The organism is Cupriavidus sp. YR651, assembly GCF_900101625.1.
In the GTDB taxonomy this organism is placed as follows: domain Bacteria; phylum Pseudomonadota; class Gammaproteobacteria; order Burkholderiales; family Burkholderiaceae; genus Cupriavidus.
In genome coordinates, this window is record NZ_FMYZ01000005.1 from 364,032 (window position 1) to 389,386 (window position 25,355).

A 25,355-nucleotide genomic window follows, 5' to 3' on the forward strand; every position below is an offset into this window, starting at 1 on the left:
GGTCATGTTGCCTCCCGGCTGCGCGCATTGGTCTCCGCGTTGGTTCCCGCGGCATCCTTGCCTGCGCCGGCGCCATTCCCCTTGCGGCGGGGCGATCGATGGCGCAGCACCGCCGGCACGCTGACCAGCCCACGCGGCAGCAGCGCCACGGCCAGGATGATGAAGCCGCCCATCAGCAGTTGCCAGTGCTTGGTGAGCGTACTGAACCACTCGGCCAGCAGCACGAACGAGAACGCGCCCAGCACCGCACCGGCCAGGCTGCCCACACCGCCCAGGATCACCATCAGCATGGCGTTGCCCGACTGGTGCCACGACGCAATCTCCGGATTCACGAACCCGAACTGGATGGCGTAGAGATAGCCCGCCAGCCCCGCGAACATGCCGCCGGCCACGAACGCGCCAAGCTGGTAGCGATAGGTGGCATACCCGGCGGCGCGCATGCGCTGCTCGTTGTGCCGGATGCCGACCAGCGCATGCCCGAAGCGCGAGCGCAGCAGGACCGCCAGCGCCACCACGGTCAGGATCAGCGCCACCAGCACCATCCAGTAGAACTGCACGGGATCGTTGACCGTCAGCGGCCGATCGGTAAATACCTGGAATTCGGGCCGGAAGTAGATATATGTCCCGTCGCTGCCGCCCGCGATCTTGGTGTCGTGGAAGACGAAATAAACCATCTGCGCAAAGGCCAGCGTGACCATGATGAAGTACACGCCGCGCGTGCGCAGCACCAGCGCACCCACCACCAGCGCCAGCGCGGCCGCGGCGGCCAGCGCACCCAGCAGCAGCAGCCAGCCGTTGCCCGCCCCGCCCTCGGGCGCGAGCATCGCCGTCGCATAGGCCGCCACGGCAAAGTAGGCGGCATGTCCCAGGCTCACCAGCCCGGTGTAGCCGATCAGCAGTTGCAGCGACAGCGCGAAGATGGCCATGATCATGACCTTGCTGAGCAGCTCGATATAGAACTTGTTGCTGTCGGCGGTCAGCACCAGCGGTGCGACGCACAGCACCGCCAGCGCCAGGATCCAGCCCAGCGCGGCCAGCCAGCCTGGCCGGCGGACGTCCTGCAGCGGTGGCGTGGAAGAATTCGGTTGCATGGCCATCGTCATTTCCTCTCGTCCGGGTCAGCCGGCCCGGAACAGGCCCTGCGGTTTCCACAGCAGGATCACCGCCATCAGCAGGTAGATCAGCACGCCGGCCGCATCCTGCCAGAACACCTTGCCGAAGGTATCGACAAAGCCCAGCAGCAGCGACGCCACCAGCGCACCCTTGACGGACCCGATCCCGCCGATCACCACCACCACGAAGCAGACGATCAGCACTTGTCCGCCCATGCCCGGATAGACCGACGAGACCGGGGCCGCGATCATCCCGGCCAGCACGGCCAGCGCCACGCCCAGCGCGAACACGAAGCGGTACAGCACCGTGACATTGATACCGAGTGACTGCACCATCTCCCGATTGGTGGCGCCCGCGCGGATCATCATGCCGAGGCGCGTACGGCGGATGACGTAGTACATCGCCCCGGCCACCAACAGGCAGACCGCGGAGATAAACAGCCGATAGACCGGATACGTCATGTCGTTGCCGATCGGCAGCGCGCCGTCCAGCAGCGCCGGCACGGCCACGCCGTGCACATCGTCACCGACGAGGATGCTGCGCAGTTCCTCGAACACCAGAATCAGCCCGTAGGTCATCAGCACCTGCTGCAGGTGATCGCGCTGATACAGGTAGCTGAAGAAAAACCACTCCAGCACGTAGCCGAATGCGACGGCCAGCACAATGCCGAGCGGAATGGCGATGAACAGGTTGCCCGTCAGGCTGGCGAGCGCAAACGCCAGGTAGGCGCCGAGCATGTAGAAGCTGCCGTGGGCCAGGTTGATCACGCCCATGATGCCGAAGATCAGCGTCAGGCCGCTCGCCACCAGGAACAGCAGCAGGCCGTACTGCACGCTGTTCAGGCACTGGATGAGAAAAGAAACGATGTCCATGCTGCGGGCCAATCCTTGATGATGCCGATGCGGGCGTCTGTCGGCGTATGTCCCGGCGCTCGCGCAAGTCGGAGCGCGCGGGACGCCGGGACAGTGCCTCTTAGAGGCGGCAGCCGCGTGCAGGGTCGGCAAGCGCCTTCACGGCCACGCTGCTGACCTTGTTCTCGCGGCCATCGACCTTGCGCAGATAGAAGTCCTGCACCGGGTTATGCGCCTTCGACAATGTGAAGCTGCCGCGTGGGCTGTCGACCCGGGTGGCCTCCATCGCCTTGATGACCTCGGGCTTGCGCGTCATGTCGCCCTTGACCGCATTGGCGCCGGCGGCCAGCAGCTGCGCGGCGTCGTAGCCCTGCACCGCGTACACGTCCGGCTGCAGCTTGTAGGTCTTGGCGTAGTCCAGGCGGAAGCCCTTGTCGCGGTTGTTGGTCAGGCCATCCGCATAGTGCAGCGTGGTCTCCAGCCCCTGTGCGGCGGTGCCCTGCGCTTCCAGCGTGCCATCGGTCAGGAAGCCCGATCCGTACAGCGGAATCTTGTCCTTGAGCCCTGCCGCCTGCCAGTCCTTCACGAACTTGACCGCGCCGCCACCGGCAAAGAACACGAACACGGCATCCGGCTTGAGCGATGCCACCTCCGTGATCAGCGCCTGGAATTCCACATTGGGGAACGGCAGGCTCAGTTCCTTGACCACCTTGCCGCCCTTGGCCTCGAAGGCTTCCTTGAAGCCCTTGACCGATTGCTCGCCCGCCGCGTATTTCCACGTCAGCGTGACCACCTTCTTCATGCCGCGGTCGGCCAGCACGTGGCCCATGGCATAGCCCGGCTGCCAGTTGGAGAACGACGAACGGAAGATATTAGGGCCGCACAGCGGACCCGTGGCCTCGTCCACGCCGGCGTTCGGAATGATCAGCAGCGTGTTGTTTTCCTTGGCCACCTTGACGATGCCCATCTGCACGCCCGAGTGCACCGTGCCGACGACCACGTCGACCTGGTCGCGCTTGATCAGCTTGGTGGCGTTCTCGGGGGCCTTGGCCGGGTCGGACTCGTCGTCCACCTTGAAGTACTCGATCTCGCGCCCGCCGAGCTTGCCACCCTGCTGCTGCACATACATGCGGAAGCCGTTTTCGATGGCTGTGCCGAGCGCCGCATACGTGCCCGTGTACGGCAGCATGAAGCCAACCTTGATCTTGCCGGACGCGGCCGGGGCACTCTGGGCCAGCGCGCCGCCGGCGGCAGCCAGCAGCGTGGCGGCGGCCAGACAGACGGGCAGCAGCTTGCGCGATGCAATGCGATGCATGGGATCTCCTCCTGGTGGTCTGAAGCCATGTTTGGCCCGTGCGACACCTGGGCATGCAAGCGATGCCCGACCCGTGGTGTCCAACCCGTCGGCCGAATTATTTTAGGATTGAAGTATGTGTCGTTATAAACGCCACCGTGGCCGCCGTCAACGCCCCCGTCTGGTCCCGGTGGGGCGAATGTCCACAGCGCGCGAGTTTAAGCAGCACGGTCTGCGGGGCATATCGATGGATACCCTCGATTTGCGCCATCGTGCCGTATTCGTCGTCCTCCCCCTGGACGGCCAGCGCAGGGCAACGGATGCCGTCCAGCAGCGGCCGCAGGTCCCATTCCCGGAACGCGGGGTTCAGCCAGATATCGTTCCAGCCCCAGAAGGCGGAGTCGACGTCGGCATGATGGCGCGCCAGCTTGCTGCGCAGGTCGGTGGTCAGGTAGGTTTCGCGCGTGGCCGTGATGCTGCGGACGGAAATGTCTTCCACGATGATGTGCGGCGCCAGCACGGTCAGGCCATCGATGGCATCGGGAAAGCTCGCCGCGTGGATCAACGCGATGGAGCCGCCATCGCTATGGCCGAGCAGCCAGGGCTTGCCATGGCGGCGACCGGGGCCGATGTCGAGCGCATCGAACAGCGCCGGCAGCGCCTCGCGCGCCTGGCGGTGCATGAAATCCACGCCCCACTTTTCCGCATGCGGACGTGGCGTGGAGCGGCCGTAGCCGTAGCGGGAAAACACCAGCCCGCGAAAGTCGCCAGCCTCGCATAGCTGGCGCGGAAATTCGCGCCACATGCTGACGGAGCCAAGGCCTTCATGCAGGAAGACCACCAGCGGCCGGCGGATACGCTCCGGACGCAGCCATTGGCACTCGATGTCGATGCGACGTCCGTCGAACGGAATCGTCACCAGTTCGCTTTGCATGTCGGTCTCGCGGAAGGACGCTGCGGGTTCAGGGCTGCCGCGCGGCTTCCTCGCGCTGGCGCAGCCGGAAGCGCTGGATCTTGCCCGTGGCCGTCTTGGGCAATTCCTCCACGCATTCGATCTGACGCGGATACTTGTACGGCGCGAGCCGTGACTTGACGAACGCCTGCAACTCGGCCGCCATGCCGTCATGCCATTGCTGGCCGGGGCGTAGTACCACGAAGGCTTTCGGCTTCACCAGCTCGTCGGCATCGGCCACGCCGATGACGGCCGCTTCCAGCACGGCCGGGTGCTGCGCCAGCGCGGCCTCCACCTCGAACGGCGAGACGTAGATGCCACCCACCTTGAGCATGTCGTCGCTGCGGCCAGCATAGGTGTAGTAGCCCTCTTCGTCGCGCACATACTTGTCGCCGCTGCGCGTCCACTCGCCGACGAACGTGTCGCGGCTCTTCTCGCGATTGCACCAGTACATCAGCGCGGCCGACGGGCCCTTGATATAGAGATCGCCGATCTCGCCGGCGGCGCAGGGTTCGCCGCGCTCGTCGAGCAGCTTCAGCGCATAGCCCGGCACGGGTCGGCCCGTGGTGCCGTAGCGCACCTCGCCGGGACGATTCGACAGGAAGATGTGCAGCATCTCCGTGGAGCCGATGCCGTCGAGGATGTCGCAGCCGAAATGCGCCAGGAAGCGGTCGCCGATGTCGCGCGGCAGTGCTTCGCCGGCTGACGTACACACGCGCAGCGTCACGTCGGCGCGCGGTGGCAAGTCCGCCGCAGCCAACATGCCGGCAAACAGCGTCGGCACGCTGCAGAAAACGGTTGGGTGATACGTGGTGAGGCGACGGAAAACCGCCTGTGGCGTGGGCCGCTCGGCCATCAGGATCGTGGTGGCGCCGACTGACAGCGGAAACGTCAGCGCGTTGCCCAGTCCGTAGGCAAAGAACAGCTTGGCGGCGGAGAACACCACGTCGTCCTCGCGCAGGCCCAGCACCTGGCGCGCGTAGAGGTCGGCGGTGTGGAACAGGTTGGCGTGCGTGTGGACCGTGCCCTTGGGGCGCCCCGTGGAACCGGATGAGTAGAGCCAGAACGCCATGTCGTCCGGGCCGGTGGCCACGGCTTCGGCGAGCGGGTCGGCAGCGGCAACCATCTTCGCCACCGTGCGGGCGGGCCTGGCGTCGCCAGCGCTATCGCCCGTAGCCTCCGCATTGTCCGCACCGGGCGCGGCGACGATGAGATCCGGGCTCACGCCTGCCTTGGCGATCGCGGCCTGCATGACCGGCATCAGCGGCGCCGACACCACCACCGCCCGCGCACCGCTGTGCGTCAGCATGTAGGCGTAGTCATCGGCCGTCAGAAGCGTATTGACTGCCACCGGCACCACGCCGGCCAGCAGGCAACCCAGGAATGCGGTGGGGAAATCGATGGTGTCGAGCGCGCATAGCAGCACGCGTTCCTCGCGCCGGAAACCGGCCTGCTGCAACGCGCCCGCAAACCGGCGGCAGCGATCGTCGAGTCCGGCAAAGGTGGTCGGGCCGTTGTCGTCGATATAGGCAATCTTGGCGCCACGGCCGGCGGCGAGGTTCCTCGACAACAGATCCTCGGCGGCGTTGTACCGGGCGGGCAGCACGGCGACAATCGCGTCGGCGTCCGTTACCGGTGGGGAAGATGCAATCGATGTGGCCGGGCGCGCAAGCCCTGCCGCCGCAGCCGGAACGGCCGGGGCGGCACTGGTGATCGGGGGCGTCATGTCTCCACTCCTCTGGCCATTTTCTGGCGTCCGCCGGCGTCGCGCGGATCATCATGGCTACAGCAGGTTGTCTTCTTGTGCCGACAGCCCTGGGGCCGCCGTTGTCGATGCATTTTATTTCATATCGACTATTATGCAAGCAAGGGTATGCACTATATAACAGGCATCAAGGCGACCCGATCCGCCAAAGTCGTCGTCGATCACGGCGCGACCGAGGGCTTGCCAGGATCTGATCCGGCTCTCCGGGACGCTCTGTCGCCGCACGTATAATGCCGCCCTGCCCGGCCTCTGGCCACATCCGAACCGCACCCCGACACGCATGCGCCGCGATCCCGAACCGCAGTTGAACGCCGAAGCCCGCCCGGCTGGCGAGCGCGATCCCTACCTCACGCAACTGGGGGACCGGATCCGTTCGCTGCGGGCATCGCGTGGCATGTCGCGCAAGGATCTCGCGCGCGGTGCGGGTGTCTCCGAGCGATATCTGGCCAATCTGGAAACCGGCACCGGCAATGCATCGGTGCTGCTGTTGCGCCAGGTGGCCGGCGCGCTGGATGTGCCGCTGCCGGTCGTGCTGGCGGAGGTGGACGGCCACGCCGATCCGGCCGGTCAGAGCGGCCATCGCGCCGCCGAGTTTTCCCAGCTCGTGCAGTGGCTCGCCCAACTGCCCGCCGGCGACCTGGCCCGTGTCCGCGACGCCGCGCGTCACGCCTTGTCGCCAGCCGAGTCGCGCGATGCGCGCCATCGCCGCATCGCGCTGATCGGGCTGCGTGGCGCCGGCAAATCCACGCTTGGCCGCGCACTGGCGTCTGCGGAGGGCATGCCGTTCGTCGAATTGAATACCGCCATCGAACAGGAAGCCGGCGCCAGCTTGTCCGAGATCCATTCGCTTTACGGGCAGGCCGCCTATCGCCGCTACGAGATGCGCGCACTGGAGCGCGTGCTGCGCGAACACGACACGATGGTGCTGGCCACGCCGGGCAGCCTGGTGTCGGAGCCAGCCACCTTCAACCTGCTGCTGTCGCGCTGCTATACGGTCTGGGTGCGCACCTCCCCCGAAGAACACATGGCCCGTGTGGTCGCCCAGGGCGACATGCGCCCCATGGAAGGCAACCGCGAAGCCATGACCGACCTGCGCCGCATCCTGCAGGCGCGCGCGCCGCTTTACGCACGGGCCGATGTGTCGATCGACACCAGCGGCCAGGACGCCGATACCTCGCTCAAGGCCCTGCTCGCCCAGATGCGGATGGTCGGCGCCTGAGCGGCCCAGGGCCCCGACGCCACCATCCTCTCGTAGCTCCTTTCCGCAGTCCCATTCGTAGGCCCTCCTGACTTTCCCTGCCCGCTCGCGGGGCGGCCTTGCATCGCCTCCGTCGATGCACTATATTTCATGCAAAGCCATAAGGCACTATAGTGCATCAAGGAGACACCTCATGTCGGCCCTCGCCCCCACGACGCCGGCTGCCCCGGCCGCCGCGACCCCCGCACCCGTCACATTCGAGCGTCACCCCGATCAATACCGCCACTGGAAACTGACGTTCGACGGCCCTGTCGCCACCCTTTCCATGGATGTCGACGAAGACGGCGGGCTGCGCCCCGGCTACGCTCTGAAGCTCAATTCCTACGATCTCGGCGTCGACATCGAACTCCACGATGCGCTGCAGCGCATCCGCTTCGAGCACCCGGAAGTCCGCACGGTGGTGATGACCAGCGCCCGCGAGCGCATCTTTTGCTCGGGCGCCAACATCTTCATGCTCGGCCAGTCCACCCACGCATGGAAGGTCAACTTCTGCAAGTTCACCAACGAGACCCGCAATGGCATCGAGGATGCCAGCCGGCACTCGGGCATCAAGTTCATCGCCGCCTGCAATGGCACCACGGCTGGCGGCGGCTACGAACTGGCGCTGGCATGCGACGAAATCGTGCTGGTGGACGACCGCTCGTCGGCCGTGAGCCTGCCCGAAGTGCCGCTGCTGGGCGTGCTGCCCGGCACGGGCGGCCTGACGCGCGTCACCGACAAGCGCCGCGTGCGCCGCGACCACGCCGACATCTTCTGCCTGACCACGGAAGGCGTGCGCGGCCAGCGCGCCAAGGACTGGAAACTGGTGGACGAGGTGGTCAAGCCCGCGCGCTTTGCCGACTACGTGCAGGAGCGCGCGCAGGCGCTGGCCGCGCAGAGCGACCGCCCCGCCGGGGAGGCCGGCGTCTTGCTGACGCCGCTTTCCCGCACCGTGGAAGCGGATGGCTATCGCTATGACACCGTGCGCGTGGACATCGACCGCGCCGGACGCCGCGCCACGCTGACGGTGTCCGCACCGGGCGGCGGCGAGCCGACCGACATCGCCGGCATCCTGGCCGCCGGGGCCCAATGGTGGCCGCTCAAGATGGCGCGCGAACTCGACGACGCGATCCTCACGTTGCGCGCCAACCACCTCGACATCGGCATGTGGATTCTCAAGACCGAGGGCGACGCCGCCAACGTGCTGGCCGCCGATGCGCTGATGGAAACCCACGCGAGCCATTGGTTCGTGCGCGAAACGCTCGGCATGCTGCGTCGCACGCTGGCCCGCCTGGACGTCTCGTCGCGCAGCCTGTTCGCATTGATCGAACCTGGATCGTGCTTCGCCGGCACGCTGCTGGAACTGGCGCTGGCGGCCGACCGCACCTACATGCTGCAACTGCCCGATACGCCCGATGCCGCCCCGCGCGTGGTGGCCGACGCCGCCAACTTTGGCCGCTATCCGATGCCGAACGGGCTGACGCGCCTGGCCGCGCGCTTCTATGAGGATGCCGACGCCATCGCCGCCGTGCGCGAGCAGGCCGGCCGGCCGCTCGACGGCCCGGCGGCGGAATCGCTCGGCCTGATCACCGCGTCCCCCGACGACATCGACTGGGACGACGAAATCCGCATCGCCATCGAGGAACGCGCCAGCCTGTCCCCGGACGCCCTGACCGGGCTGGAGGCCAACCTGCGCTTTGGCGGCCGGGAAACCATGGAGACCCGCATCTTCGGCCGCCTGACGGCCTGGCAGAACTGGATCTTCAACCGGCCCAACGCGGTCGGCGAACACGGTGCGCTCAAGGTGTTCGGCACCGGCAACAAGGCACGCTTCGACTGGGATCGGGTCTGACGACCCCGCCACCTGACGGCATACGACTGGCACACAAGACCAAGGAGACCCGCATCATGAGCATCGACTACAGCCAGAAGATTCCAAATAACGTCAACCTGTCGGACGACCGCGCGCTGCAGCGCGCGCTCGAGCACTGGCAGCCGGCGTTCCTGGACTGGTGGCGCGACATGGGACCGGAGGGGTCGCATCAGTTCGATGTGTACCTGCGTACCGCGGTGTCCGTGGACCCGTCGGGATGGGCGCATTTCGAACACGTCAAGATGCCCGACTATCGCTGGGGCATCTTCCTGCAGCCCGCCGATGCGGCGCGCAAGATCCATTTCGGCGAGCACAAGGGCGAAGCCGCATGGCAGGAAGTGCCGGGCGAGCACCGCGCCAACCTGCGCCGGATCATCGTCACGCAGGGCGATACGGAACCGGCGTCCGTGGAGCAGCAGCGCCACCTCGGGCTGACCGCGCCGTCGCTCTACGACCTGCGCAACCTGTTCCAGGTGAACGTGGAGGAAGGCCGCCACCTGTGGGCGATGGTGTACCTGCTGCACCGCCACTTCGGCCGCGACGGCCGCGAGGAAGCCGAGGCGCTGCTGGGCCGACGGTCCGGCGACGAGGACAACCCACGCATTCTTGGCGCCTTCAACGAACGTACGCCGGACTGGCTGTCGTTCTTCATGTTCACGTACTTCACCGATCGCGACGGCAAGTTCCAGCTCTGCGCCCTGGCGGAATCGGGCTTCGATCCGCTGGCGCGCACGACGCGCTTCATGCTGACGGAGGAAGCGCACCACATGTTCGTGGGCGAATCGGGCGTGTCCCGCGTGATACAGCGCACCTGCGAGGTCATGCGCGAGCGCGACATCCAGGACCCCGCCGATGTGCGCGCCGCTGGCGTGATCGACCTGGAAACGATCCAGCGCTACCTGAATTTTCACTACAGCGTGACGATCGACCTGTTTGGCGCCGACCAGTCGTCCAATGCGGCCACGTTCTACAGCGCCGGCCTCAAGGGCCGCTTCGAGGAAGGCAAGCGCGCCGACGACCACGTGCTCAAGAGCGACGTGTACCGGATTCTCGACGTGCGAGACGGCAAGCTGGCCGAGCGCGAGGTGCCGATGCTCAATGCGCTCAACGAAGTACTCCGCGACGACTACATCAAGGATTCCGTGGGCGGCGTGTCGCGCTGGAACAAGGTGATCGAGAAAGCCGGCATTCCGTTCCGGCTGACGGTGCCGCACAAGGCGTTCAACCGCAAGATCGGCACGTTTGCCAACGTGCACGTGTCCCCGACCGGCGAGGTGCTGACCGAAGCCGAATGGCAAGCCAACGAACGCAAATGGCTGGCCTCGGACGAGGACCGCGCCTTCGTGGCCTCGCTGATGGGCCGCGTCGTGGAACCGGGCCGCTACGCCAACTGGATCGCGCCGCCGGCCGTCGGCATCAACCGCCAGCCCATGGACTTCGAGTACGTGCGCTTTAATTGAGGCAACCAGCCACACCACAAGGCCGCAGGGCCGGGGCGCGTGCCCCGGCCGACAGACGGAGACAACCATGGGCGCCCCCGAAATCATCAAGCAGCACCTGATCGATCCGGAAATCTGCATTCGCTGCAACACCTGCGAAGACACATGCCCGATCGACGCCATCACCCACGACGACCGCAACTATGTGGTCAAGGCGGACGTCTGCAACGGCTGCAATGCGTGCCTGTCGCCCTGCCCGACCGGCGCGATCGACAACTGGCGCACGATGTTGAAAGGCCAGGCGTACACGATCGACGCCCAGCTGCTATGGGATGAACTGCCGGACGAGGTGCCGCTGCCGGAGGCCGCCATGGATGCCGCCGCAGCAGCCGACGCGGCCGATGCCGTCATCGGCGCCGCGGCGGAAAGCAGCCGGGGGCCCGCTGCGGACGTGCAGGCAGTTGAGACGAGCCGCCACACATCGGCCAGGGCCCCGTGGTCCGCCGCCCACCCTTATGTCAACCTGCACGGGGTGCGCGAGCCCCTGACCGCCACCGTCGCCGGCAACTATCGCCTGACGGCCGAGGACGCATCGAGCGACATTCACCATATCGTGCTGGACTTCGGCAATCACTTCTTCCCGATCCTGGAAGGTCAGGCGATCGGCATCATGCCGCCGGGCACCGATGCATCGGGAAAGGCGCACTACATCCGCATGTACTCGGTGGCGAGTCCGCGCGACGGCGAGCGCCCGGGCTACAACAACCTGGCCCTCACCGTGAAACGCGTGGACCAGGATCATGACGGCAAGCCAGTGCGTGGCGTGGCGTCGAACTTCCTGTGCGACCTGGCCAAGGGCGACACCGTCCAGGTGGTGGGCCCCTTCGGCAATACGTTCCTGATGCCGAACCACCGCGAAGCCAGCGTGATGATGATCTGCACGGGCACGGGGTCCGCCCCGATGCGGGCGATGACCGAGCGCATGCGCCGCAACATGGCGCACTTTGGCGGCCGGCGGATGTTGTTTTTCGGCGCCCGCAACCAGCAGGAACTGCCGTACTTCGGTCCCTTGCTGAAACTGCCCAGGGACTTCCTGGATATCCACTTCGCCTTTTCCCGGGATCCGGAGGTGCCGCGCCGATACGTGCAGGACGCCATTCGGGAAGCGGCATCCGAGACGGCCGCGCTGCTGGCGGATCCGAACGGCTACGTCTATATCTGCGGTCTGAAAGGCATGGAGGATGGCGTGCTGGCGGCATTCGCCGAGGTCTGCGCCGCGGCCGGACAATCCTGGCAGGACCTGGAAGCCACATTGCGCGCGGAAGGCCGCCTTCATATAGAGACTTATTAAGCACTTTTATCGCCGCCGATGGCCCGGCATCGCCCGCGTTTCGCACTTCCCTTCTGAAACTGGGCGCCTATAATGTTTCTCAAGAAACAGGAGCATAGGCGATGCAAACCAGCCATCTTCCGGAGACTGAACCCGTCGGCGGCCCCGACCCCGGCACCACGCTCACCAAGGCCGTCATGCGTGCGGCCGCCTTCCTTGGCATCAGCCAGGCCATCGTGGCCAGCGTGCTCGGCATCAGCACGGCTTCGGTATCGCGCATGGCCTCGGGCGGCTATGTGCTCGATACGCATCGCAAGGAGTGGGAATTCGGTGTGCTGTTCGTCCGCCTGTTCCGGTCGCTCGATGCCATCCTGGGCCACGACGAGCAGGCCCGTCTCTGGCTTACCCATGACAATCTCGCGCTCGGCGGAAAACCGCTGGAGCTGATCCGCACGACTGAGGGTCTCGTACGTGTCGTTCACTACCTGGACGCCACCCGCGGTCGCATCTGAGCGCAAGCCGTTCGCGCTCACGCTATGGCGGGCCGTGGAGGCCCAGCACGTGGTATCGACCATGCCGCTCGTGGACAGCCTGGAAGAACAGGCGGTGCTGGAAGCGGTGCTCGATGCCGGCAAGCCTGTCATTCCGCCCGACGCCCGCCATCTTCACTACCTGATTTTCACGCCATTCCGTTATCCGCCATCGCCCTGGGGCTCCCGCTTCCGTGGCGGACAGGACCCGGGCGTGTTCTACGGCGCCGATGCCATCCGCACCGCCTGTGCGGAACTGGGCTACTGGCGCTGGCGCTTCCTGCTGGACAGCCCCGCCCTGCCGCGCATCGACGCCCGCGCGCAGACGCTGTTCCAGGTCAGCGTAAAGACTGACGGCGTGGCCCTCGATGCCCCGCCATTCGCCGAGGACGCGGCTCGCTGGACCAACCCCGACGATCACGCGTCCTGCCAGGACTTTGGCCGGATTGCACGGGAGGCTGGCATCGGCCTGATCCGGTACATGTCCGTGCGCGATCCGGAACGCGGCCCCTGCGCCGCCGTGCTGACGCCGCGCGCGTTCGACCATCCGAATCCACTGGCCACCACCACCTGGATGCTGACGGTGCGCCGCGATCGTGTGATCTGGCAACGCGACGACCTGCAGCAACGCGACAGCTTCGAATTCGAAGCCGCCCTGTGGCAGCGCACAACCGAAAGTCCGAAATCAACCTGAACCACGGTGCACGCGCGGCAATCCAATCTAGTGATGGCGCGCCAAATGGCGCGTCATTGCAGGCTGAGCAAATGAACTGTTGCAATGCGCAAACAGTTGCCATATACTCTCAGCTTCGACGGACGCGGGGTGGAGCAGTTGGCAGCTCGTCGGGCTCATAACCCGAAGGTCGCAGGTTCAAGTCCTGCCCCCGCAACCAACAACCCGTCGTACACCAAACCCGCCACATGGCGGGTTTTTTGTTGCCCGTTTTTTGTTGTCCTCTGCCGTCCTGTTGCGATCCCGGGTTGCCCGCTTGTTGCCCATGCGATGCACTGCGTGGCCCCCTGCGGGATTCGTTCGCACGGCAACATCCACACTGGGGCCGCCGCCCGGCGCGGTGATACACTTGGCGCCATTCCTTCCGGACGCCCCTCATGAAATTCTGCTCGAACTGTGGTCATGCGGTGGTACTGCGCGTACCCGATGGCGACAATCGCCCGCGCAGCGTATGCGACGGCTGCGGCACGATCCACTATGTGAACCCGCGCAATGTCGTCGGCACCATCCCGGTCTGGGAAGACAAGATCCTGATCTGCAAGCGCGCCATCGAACCCCGCTACGGGTTCTGGACGCTGCCGGCCGGCTTCATGGAGATCGGCGAGACAACGGCGCAGGCCGCCTCGCGCGAGACGCTGGAAGAAGCCGGCGCCCGCGTGCAGGTTGGCGAGCTGTTTTCGATCCTGAACGTGCCGCATGTGCATCAGGTCCATCTGTTCTACCTGGCACAACTGGATGATCTCGACATCGCCCCGGGCGAGGAAAGCCTGGAAGTGAAGCTGGTGGATGAAGCCGATGTGCCGTGGGACGACCTGGCCTTCCCGACCGTCATCCACACGCTGCGCTGCTTCTTTGCCGATCGCGCGGCTGGCAAGCTTGCGGATGGCAGCTTCCGCCTGCATAGCCTCGACATCGACAAGCCGATGCGGCCGCTGACGAGCCGAGCCACCGTTACCCCCTGAGGGCGCCCCGCCCCGCGTCAGACGCATGATCACCTGGCTGGACCCGCAGGACCCGTTTCCGCCCGTCGACCGGGCACTGGGCTCCGCCAGTGACGCGCCCGGCTTGCTGGCCGCCAGCCGCGACCTGTCGCCGCAGCGCCTGCTGCTGGCCTACCGGCAAGGCATCTTCCCCTGGTATTCCGAAGGACAGCCCGTGCTCTGGTGGAGCACCGATCCACGCATGGTGCTCGCCCCGCGTGCGCTGAAGGTTTCCGCCTCGCTGCGCAAGACGCTGCGTCGCACGCTGCGCGATCCAGACTGGGAAATCCATGTGGACAACGATTTCCTCGCCGTCATGCGCTCCTGCGCCATGACACCGCGCGACGGTCAATTCGGTACATGGATCACCGACGATATCGTCGCCGCCTACGGGGCACTCCACCGCAACGGCCTCGCCCATTCCGTGGAAGCCTGGTATCAGGGCGAATGCGTGGGTGGTCTTTACGGCGTGGCACTGGGCCGAATGTTCTACGGCGAGTCGATGTTTGCCCATCGCACCGATGCGTCGAAGATCGCGCTCGCCGCGCTTTGCGCATTCCTGGACGGCCACGGCGTGACGATGATCGACTGCCAGCAGGAGACCGATCATCTGGCGTCACTCGGCGCACGGCCGATCGCCCGGTCGGATTTCGTCGCCCACGTACGCGCCGCCTCCATGCAGCCCGATATCGTGCCGTGGCAGTTCGACAAGTCGGTACTGGCGCAGTGGGCAAGCGGCAACGGCGCGTAGTCCGCACGAGCCAACGCATCGGGACGCGCACCGGCATGCATGCGCGCTCACCCAAGACCTTTCAAGTGGAAGGCGACTCACATTCCGGATCGGCAGACATCTCACCGCGCAGGCTGCCGGGCGAGGTTTGTGGAATCGCGGGATTGCGCCCTCCGCTTCCTCCATTCTCGCCACGCCCGTCACGCACTCAAATTTGCGCACCGCACGTCCCGCTGCAGACGCGCGCGGTTTTGCTCTGATAGACTCCAGACAGGACCCGACCACCGGGCATCGTCCGCCACCCGCCCCCTCGCCCCGTGCGATCTACGGTGACGGCCGCGCCAGGCTTCTATTCGACGTCATGAGCAAGCTCAAGGAACTTCCGCTATCCGCGCTGCAGTTTTATGCGACGGCGCCCTACGCTTGCAGCTATCTGGACGGCCGCATGGCCCGCTCGCAGGTGGCGACGCCCGCTCACCTGATCAACGCCGATGTCTATTCGCGTCTGGTCCGGGCCGGCTTCCGGCGCAGCGGCATCTTCACTTACCGACCGTATTGCGACGAATGCCGCGCATGCACGCCCTGCCGGGTACTCGTCGACCAGTTCCAGCCGGACCGCAGCCAGCGCCGGGCCTGGAGACAGCACCAGGGCCTGCAGGCGCTGGTGGCGCCGCTGACGTACGTCGAAGAGCACTACGCGCTGTACCTGCTCTATCAGTCAATGCGGCACGCCGGCGGCGGCATGGATCAGGACAGCCGCGACCAGTACGAACAGTTCCTGTTGCAGAGTCGCGTCAACTCCCGCCTGGTGGAATTCCGCGAGCCGCCCGGGTCCCCGGAAGCTGGCAGGCTGCGCATGGTCAGCATGATCGATGTGCTCGACGACGGCCTGTCCTCGGTCTACACGTTCTATGACTCGCTGGCGCTGGGTACCAGCTATGGCACCTACAACATCCTCTGGCAAATCAACCAGACGCGTGAACTGGGCCTGCCACACCTGTACCTCGGCTACTGGATCGCCGACAGCCGCAAGATGGCGTACAAGGCGCGTTTCCGCCCCCTGCAGGTGCTGACCGGCAACCAGTGGCACGCATTCGAGGGCGAGGGCGACGCCGCCGCTCCCGTGCCCCCCACCCGACCGGAGCCGGGCCCCGCGCAGGAATAGCGGACACCGTCGCAGCATCACGTCTCGCCGGCAACTCGACAGGCAATTCGATGGACGATTCAATGGGCGGCACCGCTGGCCGGTCGACGGACACCCCGCTGCGCCAACGGGCCGCCACCGTCCGCCAGCCGCTACAATGCCGCCTTGGCTCAGACTCCACGCCGGCCACGGCCGCGCCCCACCCTCGTGCTCAACGCGCTCTATCCCCTGTTTCGTCCCGCCCTCTTCTCGATGGATGCGGAAGACGCCCACCATTTCACCCTGAACAACCTGATGCGCGCCCAGCGCATGGGTCTCGCCGGTTGCATCGGCAACGCGATTGCCGACGATCCGCGCACCGTGATGGGCATCCGCTTCCCGAATCCCGTCGGCCTGGCCGCTGGCCTGGACAAGGATGGCGCCTATATCGACGGCCTGGCCGCATTTGGCTTCGGCTTCATCGAAGTCGGCACGGTCACCCCGCGCGCCCAGCAGGGCAACCCGCGTCCGCGCATGTTCCGCCTGCCGCAGGCCGATGCGCTGATCAACCGCATGGGCTTCAACAATGGCGGCGTCGATGCCTTTATCGCCAATGTCAGCGCATCGCGCTGGAAGGCGGAGGGCGGCGTCCTGGGGTTGAACATCGGCAAGAACGCCGATACGCCGATCGAACGCGCGGCAGATGACTACCTGCACTGCCTGGAGCGCGTCTACCCGCACGCCAGCTACGTCACGGTGAACATCTCGTCGCCGAACACCAAGAATCTGCGCCAGTTGCAAGGCGCGAGCGAGCTGGACAGCCTGCTCTCCACGCTCAAGGCGGCGCAGCAGCGCCTGGCCGACCAGCACAAGCGCTATGTGCCCGTGGCGCTGAAGATCGCGCCGGACCTGGACGACGACCAGATCGGCAACATCGGCGACGCGCTGGTGCGCCACAAGATCGACGGCGTCATCGCCACCAACACCACGATCTCGCGCGATGCCGTCAAGGGCCTGCCGCACGCCGAGGAAGCCGGCGGCCTGTCGGGCCGGCCCGTGTTCGAAGCCTCCACACGCGTGGTGCGCGGCCTGCGCGCCGTGGTCGGCGAAGCGGTGCCGATTATCGGCGTGGGCGGCATCTTCGGCGGCGCCGATGCCCGCGCCAAGATCGACGCGGGCGCGCAGCTCGTGCAGGTCTACAGCGGCCTGATCTACCGCGGCCCCGCGCTGGTGCGCGATTGCGCCGCCGCGCTGCGCGGCCAGCGCATTTGAGGCATGCTGACGGCCGACCGGGTTGCCTCCCCGCCCGGTCCGGCGCGCCGTCCGGTATTCCGGTATGCCTGAGGGACGAGACACGGGCGCAAAGGGCACAAGGGGGATAGGCGACAGCGGATAACAGGGAGAAAAGATATGGAAAAGATCCGACTCGGCCGCAGCGACCTCGAGGTCTCACGCATCTGCCTGGGCACCATGACCTTTGGCGAGCAGAACACCGAGGCCGAGGGCCATAGCCAGCTCGACTACGCGCTCTCGCGCGGCATCAACTTCATCGACACGGCCGAGATGTACCCGGTCAAGCCGCGCGCCGAGACCTACGGCAGCACGGAACGCATCATCGGCACCTGGCTGAAGACGCAGCCGCGCGACCGCGTGGTGCTGGCCAGCAAGGTGGCCGGCCCGGCGCGCAATCCGTGGATCCGCAATGGTGGCGACTTCACGCCGGACAGCATCCGCGCGGCAGCGGAAGATTCGCTCCGGCGCCTGCAGACGGACCATATCGACCTGTACCAGATCCACTGGCCGGCCCGCAACGCGCCGATCTTCGGCCAGAAAAGCTTCAACCCGGACGCCGAGCGCGCGTGCCCATCGGTCGCGTCGCAGCTGGAAGCCATGAGCGACCTGGTGCGCGCCGGCAAGATCCGCTACGTCGGCGTGTCCAACGAAACGCCGTGGGGGGTGGCCGAGTTCATCAAGCAGGCCGAACTGCACGGCCTGCCGCGCATCCCGACCATCCAGAACCCCTACAACCTGCTCAACCGCAGCTTCGAGCAGGGACTGGACGAAGCCTGCTTCCGCAGCGACGTCAGCCTGCTGGTCTACAGCCCCCTCGGCTTTGGCCAGCTGACCGGCAAGTACCTGACCGGCGACGCGCGGCAGCCCGTCTTCAACCCGGATGCAGTGGGCCGCCTGACACGTTTTTCCGCCGACTGGAGCCCGCGCTACATGCGTCCGGAGACGATCGCGGCAGCCGCCCGCTACGTCGAACTGGCGCGTGCGCATGGCATGTCGGGCGCCACGATGGCGCTGGCCTGGGCCTATTCGCGCTGGTTCGCCGCCAGCACGATCATCGGCGCCACCGACCTCGGGCAGCTCAGGGAAAACATCGATGCGTGGGACGTGAAACTGCCGGACGAAGTGGTAACGGCCATCCAGCGCATTCACGCCGAAATCCACAATCCGGCGCAATAATTTGCGGCACGCCTCGCCCCTTGAGGCGTTTTTCAGCAGGATATGCCGCCGCGCAGCACTAAAAGAGAGCCACCGGCGCGGCGAAAATGGTATCCTCCCAGCCTTCTCGTCGTCGTATCCGATGCGACCACGCACGCCTCCGCCCTGCCGCCGGGGCGCGATGCGTCCGCCACGGACCGGCCGGGTTGCCCTGAGGTACGCCTTGACGTCCCGGCGGCCACCTGCCCAGGACGACGGTCCCATGACCCATCGCGGCTGACCAAAGAACCGATCCTTCGGGGGAGAACAATTACATGCTGCGTCTCAAGGCATCCACCCAAACCATTCTCGGCAGCGCGGTCGCCCTGGCCCTGCTCTACAGCGGCGCCGTACAGGCCCAGACCGCCCCGACCGTGAAGGTCCTGTCGATCGTCGATCACCCCGCGCTCGACGCCATCCGCGACGGCGTGCGCGACGAACTGAAGGCCGCCGGCTACGACGCCGACAAGAACCTGAAGTGGGAATACCAGAGCGCCCAGGGCAACACCGGCACCGCCGCCCAGATCGCCCGCAAGTTCGTGGGCGACCAGCCGAGCGCGATCGTGGCCATCGCCACCCCCTCGGCCCAGGCCGTGGTGGCTGCCACCAAGTCCGTGCCCGTGGTGTACTCGGGCGTGACCGATCCCGTGGCCGCCCAGCTGGTGAAGGGCTGGGGCGCGTCGGGCACCAACGTGACCGGCGTATCGGACAAGCTCCCGCTGGACAAGCAGGTCGCCCTGATCAAGCGCGTGGTGCCCAAGGTCAAGACCGTGGGCATGGTCTACAACCCGGGCGAAGCCAACTCGGTCGTGGTCGTGAAGGAACTGAAGGAGATGCTGGCCAAGCAGGGCCTGTCGCTCAAGGAAGCCGCCGCCCCGCGTACGGTCGACATCGGTCCGGCCGCCAAGAGCCTGATCGGCAAGGTGGACGTGATCTACACGAACACCGACAACAACGTGGTGTCCGCGTATGAGGCGCTGGTGAAGGTGGCCAACGAGTCGAAGATCCCGCTGGTGGCCGCTGACACCGACAGCGTGAAGCGTGGCGCCATCGCCGCGCTGGGCATCAACTATGGCGACCTTGGCCACCAGACCGGCAAGGTCGTGGTGCGCATCCTGAAGGGCGAAAAGCCGGGCGCGATTGCCTCGCAGACCTCGGACAATCTCGAGTTGTTCGTGAACACGAGCGCCGCCGAGAAGCAAGGCGTGACGCTGGCCCCGGACCTGGTGAAGGAAGCCAAGACCGTTATCAAGTAAGACCCGCTGCAGTTGCCGTGCGACGGCGGAACCTCCGTCGCATGGCCTGACGCGCCCCCGTGGCCCTATCCGGGCCAGCCCGGACGCCACGACGCACCGCCCGACCGGGCCGCCGCCGTGGCACCCGAATCCGGCACCCGCCAGCCCGCCACCAACCCGACGCGCGGGCACCGGACCGGAACCCGCAACAGGATTTCCCCATGTCCCTCTTTTCCCTTCTGGGCGCCCTGGAGATCGGCCTGATCTTCAGCCTCGTGGCCCTCGGGGTGCTGATCTCGTTCCGCATCCTGAACTTCCCCGACCTGACCGTCGACGGCAGCTTCCCGTTGGGCGGCGCCGTGGCCGCCACGCTGATCTCCGCCGGCCAGGACCCGTTCCTGGCCACGCTGGTGGCGATCTTCGCCGGCGCGCTGGCGGGCTTCATCACCGGCTGGCTGAACGTGCGCCTCAAGATCATGGATCTGCTCGCCAGTATCCTGATGATGATCGCGCTGTACTCGGTCAACCTGCGCATCATGGGCCGCCCCAATGTCCCGTTGATCACCGAGCCGACGATGTTCACGATCCTGCAGCCCGAGTGGATGCCGGACTACGTGCTGCGTCCGCTGGTGCTGTTCGTGGTCGTCGTGCTGGCGAAGATCGCGCTGGACTGGTTCTTCTCCTCGCAGCTTGGCCTGGCCATGCGCGCGACGGGCGCCAACCCGCGCATGGCGCGTGCGCAGGGCGTGCCGACCGGCCGTGCCACGCTGGCCGGCATGGCGCTGTCCAATGCCCTGGTGGCCCTGGCCGGCGCGCTGTTTGCGCAGACACAAGGCGGTTCCGATATCTCGATGGGTATCGGCACGATCGTGATCGGCCTGGCCGCGGTCATCATCGGCGAGACGATCCTGCCGGCGCGCCGCCTGGTCCTCGTGACGCTGGCCGTGGTGCTGGGCGCCATCCTCTATCGATTCTTCATCGCGCTGGCGCTGAACACCGAGTTCATCGGCCTCAAGGCGCAGGATCTGAACCTGGTGACCGCCGCACTGGTGACGCTGGCCCTGGTGCTGCCGGCCACACGCAAGAAGCTGTTTGCCCGCAAGAACGGAGGTGCCTGAGATGCTGCGCGCACAAGACCTGAAGCTGACCTTCAACCCGGGCACACCGATCGAAAACCGCGCGCTGCGCGGCCTGAACCTGGAAATCCCGAGCGGCCAGTTCGTGGCCGTGATCGGCTCCAACGGCGCCGGCAAGTCGACCTTCCTCAATGCGATCAGCGGCGACCAGATGGTCGATAGCGGCCGCATCACGATCGACGATACCGACGTGACGCGCCAGCCCGCCTGGGATCGCGCTCACCTGGTGGCGCGCGTGTTCCAGGACCCGATGGCAGGCACCTGCGAGGCGCTGACGATCGAGGAAAACATGGCGCTCGCCATGGCGCGTGGCTCGCGGCGCGGTTTCCGCCCGGCGCTGAACAAGGCATCGCGCGAACTGTTCCGCGACAAGTTGCGCCTGCTGAACCTGGGGCTGGAAAACCGACTGACGGACCGGATCGGCCTGCTATCTGGTGGTCAACGGCAAGCGGTCAGCCTGCTGATGGCATCGCTGCAGCCGTCGCGCATCCTGCTGCTGGATGAACATACGGCGGCACTGGACCCCAAGACCGCGGCTTTCGTGCTGGAACTGACGGCGCGCATCGTGGAAGACAGCAAGCTGACGACGATGATGGTGACGCACTCGATGCGCCAGGCGCTGGACTACGGCCAGCGCACCGTGATGCTGCACCAGGGCCAGGTCGTGCTGGATGTGTCTGGCGATCAGCGCAAGGGGCTCGACGTGCCCGACCTGCTCAAGATGTTCGAGCAAACGCGCCACGAGCAACTGGACGACGACGCACTGCTGCTGGGCTGACGCCGCGCCTGCCGCGCAGTTGGCGCATGTCGCGCGTGGGGAACGGGCGACAGACTGGCGGATAGACAGACAGGCAACAAGAAAGGGCTGGCATGTGCCAGCCCTTCTTTTCTCCGGGGCGCTATCGACAATGCCCCGGATCGTCGCCCTGGGGTCGTACCCCGGCGATCCCTCAGACCGTGGCGGCCTTATCGAGCCACCGCTTCAGTTGATCCGTCACGGCAGTGCTGGAGAATGAACAACTGTCCTGCGCAAACACGGCCGACATCTCCATCCGGCGCAGCAATTCCTCCATCGCCTGGCCGAACACCGGGGGCAATGACAATCCGCTGGCCGAGCCGCGCCACGTGGCCACGAGATCCGCCACCGGCAATGCGCCAGCCAGATGCTGGTCCAGCGCCACCCGCATGGCAGCCAGCGATTCCTGATTCGCGCTCATGACCGCGCCCTCCTTTCCTTGTAAAGCTCGCGGAACGTCCGGCCGGCCGGCGCCGGCATGTCCCGGGTGTCCGTCCAGCCCTTGCCGGCCATCGGCAGGCTGGCGATGAGCTTGCTGCGCCCGCCCATGCGCGCCAGGATGCGCGCGCCCATCCGGGTCGCGAACGCATAGAGTTCGGGGCGTCGGGCAATGTACCCCCAGACCTGCAGCGCCGCGCGCTCCTGCCATGGCCGCAAGCCGCGCTCCATCTGCTTTTCGCGCAGCTTGCGCAACAGGTCCGACAACGGAATCGACGCCGGACACACGCGATTGCATTCGCCGCACAGTGTCGCCGCCTGCGGCAGGTCCACGGCGTTGGCCAGCCCCACATAGCTCGGCGTCAGAACGCTGCCCATCGGACCGGGATAGACCCAACCGTAGGCGTGGCCGCCGATCTTCTGGTAGACCGGACAATGATTCATGCAGGCGCCACAGCGAATGCAGCGCAGCATCTCCTGGAATTCGCCGCCGATCAGCCCGCTGCGGCCACCATCGACCAGCACGAAGTACATGTGCTCGGGACCATCGCGCTCACCCTCGGCGCGCGGTCCGGTGAGAATCGAGAAATAGTTCGAGATGGCCTGCCCCGTCGCCGAGCGCGGCAGCAGCCGCATCACGGTGGCCAGGTCTTCCAGCGTCGGCAACACTTTCTCGATACCGGTCACGGCCACGTGCACCCGCGGCATGATCGTGCACATGCCCTCGTTGCCCTCGTTGGTCACCACCGCCACCGAGCCCGTCTCGGCAATGATGAAGTTGCCACCCGTCACCCCCATGTCGGCGGAGAGGAACTCGGGCCGTAGCACCTCGCGGGCCTCGCGCGTCATCTCGGGGATGTCCGTCAGGCGCGGCTTGTTGTGGACCTTGGCAAAGAGATCTGCAATCTCGTCCTTGTCCTTGTGGATGACCGGCGCAATGATGTGCGACGGCGGCTCGGCATCGTTGATCTGCAGGATGTACTCGCCCAGATCGGTCTCGATACTCTGCACGCCCATCTCGCCCAGCACCTGGTTCAGGCGCATCTCCTCGGTCACCATCGACTTGCTCTTGATGACCTTCTTCACGCCGTGGTTCCGGGCGATCTCGGCCACGAGCTTCGCCGCATCGGCCGTGGTTTCGGCAAACAACACCGTGGCGCCACGGCGTGTGGCGTTTTCTTCGAACGTCGCCAGCCACACGTCCAGGTTTTCCAGCGCGCGATTGCGACGCTCTTTCAGCGCGGCACGCGTGGCATCGAAATCGATGTCGCGAATGGCATCGGCCCGCGCCGTCACGAATTTGGTGGAGAGCTTCTTGAGGTTCTGCTGCAGGCGCTGGTCGGCCAGCTTCTGGCCGGCACGCGCCTTGAATTCCATGCTGTGAACTTGCATCGCGGGGGCTCGCTTGGTGCTGTTCGCTTGGTTAGGGGTTCGCCTTGGGGGGTTCGCCTTGGGGGAATCGCCTTGGGGGATCGCCTTCTGGCCGCAAGGGGTCGTCGTCAGGCGTCGCCGGCAAGGACCTGGGCGATATGGAGCACGCGCGTGCGCGTATCGCCGGACCGGCGCAGCCGCCCTTCGATATTGAGCATGCAGCCCAGGTCGCCCAGCACTACGGCATCGGCGCCGCTGGCCTGGATGTTGGCGCACTTCTCGTCGACGATGGCCGTGGAAATGTTGCCGTACTTGACCGAGAACGTCCCGCCAAAGCCGCAGCAGGCCTCGCAGTCCTTCATCTCGGTCAGTTGCACGCCGGGCAGCTTGCCCAGCAGCGCGCGCGGCTGCTGCTTGACACCCAGCTCGCGCAGGCCCGAGCAGGAGTCGTGGTAGGTGATATGGCCGGCGAATCCGGGACCCAGTGCGGGATCCAGCGCCTCGATCTTTGCCACATTGACCAGGAAATCGGTCAGCTCGTACACGCGCTCGCGCAGGCGCTCATAGCGGCCGTGGAGTTCGGGATCGTCGCGCAGCAAGTCCTGATAGTGGTGGCGAATCATGCCCCCGCAGGAGCCGGACGGCACCACTACGTAGTCGAACATTTCGAACTCGCGCAGGAATTTCTCGGCGAGGTCCCGCGATACGACGCGCTCGCCCGAGTTGTACGACGGCTGTCCGCAGCAGGTCTGCGCCTCCGGCACCATCACCTCATAGCCCGCGGATTCCAGCAGCTTCAGCACGGAAAACCCGATCTCCGGCCGCATGAGGTCCACCAGACAGGTGGCGAACAGTCCGATTCGCATCGCTTCCCTTTTTCCAGACCCGAAACCTCGCAATTATGCGCCTTCGGCCCGTTGCTGCGGGCAGCACGCGCCGCAAACTTGTTCAGCGTGATGCACAACACGGCTCATGCACGCGCCGGCCATTTGCTACCCCACCCGAGGATGACCTCGGTAATCACTTTTCATCTATTGAAATTTTCACGATGTGAGATAGAATCAGGCAACCGCTTAATTTGCCGCACGGCAACATTTTCCCTATGGCAGAAGCAGACAAGTCACCCGGCAAGACTTCAATCCAGGTGATCGAACGCATGATGACGCTGCTGGACGCACTGGCCCAGCACGCGGATCCCGTCAGCCTGAAAGAACTCTCCCTGGCCACCGGCCTCCACCCGTCCACCGCCCACCGCATCCTGAACGACATGGTGGCGTGCCGGTTCGTAGACCGATCCGATCCGGGAAGCTATCGGCTGGGCATGCGCCTGCTGGAACTGGGCAATCTGGTCAAGGCGCGCCTGTCGGTGCGCGACGCGGCCCTGGCGCCGATGCGCGCGCTGCACCGCGTCACGGGGCAGACCGTCAACCTGTCCGTGCGGCAGGGCGACGAGATTGTCTACATCGAGCGCGCCTACAGCGAACGCTCCGGCATGCAGGTGGTGCGCGCCATTGGCGGACGCGCGCCGCTGCATCTGACATCGGTCGGCAAGCTGTTCCTGGCCGCCGACGAATCGGCCCGGGTGCGCAACTACGCCACGCGCACCGGACTGGCTGGCCATACGCGTACGTCGATCACGGACATCTCCAAGCTGGAGCGCGAGCTGAGCTGGGTGCGTACCAACGGCTATGCCCGCGACAACGAGGAACTGGAACTCGGTGTGCGCTGCATCGCGGCCGGCATCTATGACGACTCGCGGCGCCTTGTGGCGGGTCTGTCGCTGTCAGCCCCCGCGGACCGCCTGCAGGACAGCTGGCTGCAGAACCTCAAGGACACCGCGCTGCAGATCTCTCGCGGCATGGGCTACGTGGTCGAAGCCGCTGCCTGACTCCCCCCTGCGGACCATAAAAAAACGCGCCGTCGGGCTTCTGCCCGCGGCGCG

At 66.1% G+C, this 25,355-nt stretch carries 23 protein-coding genes and 1 tRNA gene; 16 read left to right on the forward strand and 8 right to left on the reverse strand.

What is annotated here, in order from left to right; genetic code table 11:
• Nucleotides 1-2: 2 nt before the first annotated feature.
• The 5 genes from BLR29_RS16700 to BLR29_RS16720 all read right to left on the reverse strand — a co-directional run bounded on the left by BLR29_RS16700 (nucleotide 3) and on the right by BLR29_RS16720 (nucleotide 5,936).
• The gene (locus BLR29_RS16700; protein WP_092138269.1) at nucleotides 3-1,091 is read right to left on the reverse strand and encodes a branched-chain amino acid ABC transporter permease; all 1,089 of its coding nucleotides are present in this window, start codon (nucleotides 1,089-1,091) and stop codon (nucleotides 3-5) included.
• A 27-nt stretch (nucleotides 1,092-1,118) separates the two neighbouring features.
• Nucleotides 1,119-1,985, reverse strand: coding sequence for a branched-chain amino acid ABC transporter permease (locus tag BLR29_RS16705; RefSeq protein WP_092138120.1), 867 nt, complete (start codon nucleotides 1,983-1,985; stop codon nucleotides 1,119-1,121).
• Nucleotides 1,986-2,085: 100 nt separating this feature from the next.
• A complete protein-coding gene (locus BLR29_RS16710) occupies nucleotides 2,086-3,279 on the reverse strand; it encodes an ABC transporter substrate-binding protein (RefSeq protein ID WP_092138121.1) in 1,194 nt (397 codons plus the stop codon).
• A gap of 97 nt (nucleotides 3,280-3,376) precedes the next feature.
• Nucleotides 3,377-4,192 (reverse strand): alpha/beta fold hydrolase, encoded by an 816-nt coding sequence (locus BLR29_RS16715; protein WP_092138122.1) that lies wholly within the window; start codon nucleotides 4,190-4,192, stop codon nucleotides 3,377-3,379.
• 28 nt (nucleotides 4,193-4,220) lie between these two features.
• Nucleotides 4,221-5,936: a benzoate-CoA ligase family protein gene (locus BLR29_RS16720; protein ID WP_092138123.1), complete on the reverse strand. Its 1,716-nt coding sequence runs from the start codon at nucleotides 5,934-5,936 to the stop codon at nucleotides 4,221-4,223.
• A 319-nt stretch (nucleotides 5,937-6,255) separates the two neighbouring features.
• Here BLR29_RS16720 and BLR29_RS16725 point away from each other — a divergent pair, with 319 nt between their 5' ends.
• The 15 genes from BLR29_RS16725 (at nucleotide 6,256) to BLR29_RS16795 (ending at nucleotide 21,586) form a co-directional block, all read left to right on the forward strand.
• Nucleotides 6,256-7,194 (forward strand): helix-turn-helix transcriptional regulator, encoded by a 939-nt coding sequence (locus BLR29_RS16725; protein WP_092138124.1) that lies wholly within the window; start codon nucleotides 6,256-6,258, stop codon nucleotides 7,192-7,194.
• A gap of 172 nt (nucleotides 7,195-7,366) precedes the next feature.
• Nucleotides 7,367-9,064: a 2,3-epoxybenzoyl-CoA dihydrolase gene (gene boxC, locus BLR29_RS16730; RefSeq protein ID WP_092138125.1), complete on the forward strand. Its 1,698-nt coding sequence runs from the start codon at nucleotides 7,367-7,369 to the stop codon at nucleotides 9,062-9,064.
• A gap of 53 nt (nucleotides 9,065-9,117) precedes the next feature.
• Nucleotides 9,118-10,545 (forward strand): benzoyl-CoA 2,3-epoxidase subunit BoxB, encoded by a 1,428-nt coding sequence (gene boxB, locus BLR29_RS16735; RefSeq protein ID WP_092138126.1) that lies wholly within the window; start codon nucleotides 9,118-9,120, stop codon nucleotides 10,543-10,545.
• Between the two features lie 67 nt (nucleotides 10,546-10,612).
• Nucleotides 10,613-11,875, forward strand: coding sequence for a benzoyl-CoA 2,3-epoxidase subunit BoxA (boxA, locus tag BLR29_RS16740; protein WP_092138127.1), 1,263 nt, complete (start codon nucleotides 10,613-10,615; stop codon nucleotides 11,873-11,875).
• Between the two features lie 101 nt (nucleotides 11,876-11,976).
• On the forward strand, nucleotides 11,977-12,366 hold the full coding sequence (locus tag BLR29_RS16745; protein ID WP_092138128.1) for an MbcA/ParS/Xre antitoxin family protein: 390 nt from the start codon (nucleotides 11,977-11,979) through the stop codon (nucleotides 12,364-12,366).
• A complete protein-coding gene (locus BLR29_RS16750) occupies nucleotides 12,326-13,078 on the forward strand; it encodes an RES family NAD+ phosphorylase (protein WP_176860974.1) in 753 nt (250 codons plus the stop codon). The genes BLR29_RS16745 and BLR29_RS16750 overlap by 41 nt, the downstream gene beginning before the upstream one ends.
• A 123-nt stretch (nucleotides 13,079-13,201) precedes the next feature.
• Nucleotides 13,202-13,277: transfer RNA gene (locus BLR29_RS16755), tRNA-Met, on the forward strand.
• A 217-nt stretch (nucleotides 13,278-13,494) separates the two neighbouring features.
• Entirely contained in the window at nucleotides 13,495-14,079 is a 585-nt protein-coding gene (locus tag BLR29_RS16760) for an NUDIX hydrolase (RefSeq protein WP_092138130.1), read from the forward strand.
• 25 nt (nucleotides 14,080-14,104) lie between these two features.
• The gene (gene aat / locus BLR29_RS16765; protein WP_092138131.1) at nucleotides 14,105-14,848 is read left to right on the forward strand and encodes a leucyl/phenylalanyl-tRNA--protein transferase; all 744 of its coding nucleotides are present in this window, start codon (nucleotides 14,105-14,107) and stop codon (nucleotides 14,846-14,848) included.
• Between the two features lie 340 nt (nucleotides 14,849-15,188).
• Nucleotides 15,189-15,992: an arginyltransferase gene (locus BLR29_RS16770; protein WP_092138132.1), complete on the forward strand. Its 804-nt coding sequence runs from the start codon at nucleotides 15,189-15,191 to the stop codon at nucleotides 15,990-15,992.
• 186 nt (nucleotides 15,993-16,178) lie between these two features.
• Nucleotides 16,179-17,222, forward strand: a complete 1,044-nt coding sequence (locus BLR29_RS16775) for a quinone-dependent dihydroorotate dehydrogenase (RefSeq protein ID WP_092138133.1) — start codon at nucleotides 16,179-16,181, stop codon at nucleotides 17,220-17,222.
• A 138-nt stretch (nucleotides 17,223-17,360) separates the two neighbouring features.
• Complete coding sequence (locus tag BLR29_RS16780) at nucleotides 17,361-18,419, forward strand: aldo/keto reductase (protein WP_092138134.1); 1,059 nt, start codon at nucleotides 17,361-17,363, stop codon at nucleotides 18,417-18,419.
• Nucleotides 18,420-18,712: 293 nt separating this feature from the next.
• Complete coding sequence (locus tag BLR29_RS16785) at nucleotides 18,713-19,693, forward strand: ABC transporter substrate-binding protein (RefSeq protein ID WP_092138135.1); 981 nt, start codon at nucleotides 18,713-18,715, stop codon at nucleotides 19,691-19,693.
• Nucleotides 19,694-19,893: 200 nt separating this feature from the next.
• Nucleotides 19,894-20,790 carry an ABC transporter permease gene (locus BLR29_RS16790; protein ID WP_092138136.1) on the forward strand — a complete coding sequence of 299 codons (897 nt, stop codon included), beginning with the start codon at nucleotides 19,894-19,896 and terminating at the stop codon, nucleotides 20,788-20,790.
• Nucleotide 20,791: 1 nt separating this feature from the next.
• On the forward strand, nucleotides 20,792-21,586 hold the full coding sequence (locus BLR29_RS16795; protein ID WP_092138137.1) for an ABC transporter ATP-binding protein: 795 nt from the start codon (nucleotides 20,792-20,794) through the stop codon (nucleotides 21,584-21,586).
• 172 nt (nucleotides 21,587-21,758) lie between these two features.
• Here BLR29_RS16795 and BLR29_RS16800 read toward each other — a convergent pair whose 3' ends face one another.
• The 3 genes from BLR29_RS16800 to BLR29_RS16810 all read right to left on the reverse strand — a co-directional run bounded on the left by BLR29_RS16800 (nucleotide 21,759) and on the right by BLR29_RS16810 (nucleotide 24,279).
• Nucleotides 21,759-22,025 carry a hypothetical protein gene (locus BLR29_RS16800; RefSeq protein ID WP_092138138.1) on the reverse strand — a complete coding sequence of 89 codons (267 nt, stop codon included), beginning with the start codon at nucleotides 22,023-22,025 and terminating at the stop codon, nucleotides 21,759-21,761.
• Nucleotides 22,022-23,434, reverse strand: a complete 1,413-nt coding sequence (locus tag BLR29_RS16805; RefSeq protein WP_092138139.1) for a LutB/LldF family L-lactate oxidation iron-sulfur protein — start codon at nucleotides 23,432-23,434, stop codon at nucleotides 22,022-22,024. The genes BLR29_RS16800 and BLR29_RS16805 overlap by 4 nt, the downstream gene beginning before the upstream one ends.
• 107 nt (nucleotides 23,435-23,541) lie before the next feature.
• Nucleotides 23,542-24,279, reverse strand: coding sequence for a (Fe-S)-binding protein (locus BLR29_RS16810; RefSeq protein ID WP_092138140.1), 738 nt, complete (start codon nucleotides 24,277-24,279; stop codon nucleotides 23,542-23,544).
• Between the two features lie 236 nt (nucleotides 24,280-24,515).
• Between BLR29_RS16810 and BLR29_RS16815 the strand changes: the two genes are divergently transcribed.
• Nucleotides 24,516-25,301: an IclR family transcriptional regulator gene (locus BLR29_RS16815; protein WP_092138141.1), complete on the forward strand. Its 786-nt coding sequence runs from the start codon at nucleotides 24,516-24,518 to the stop codon at nucleotides 25,299-25,301.
• The last annotated feature ends 54 nt before the right edge of the window (nucleotides 25,302-25,355 follow it).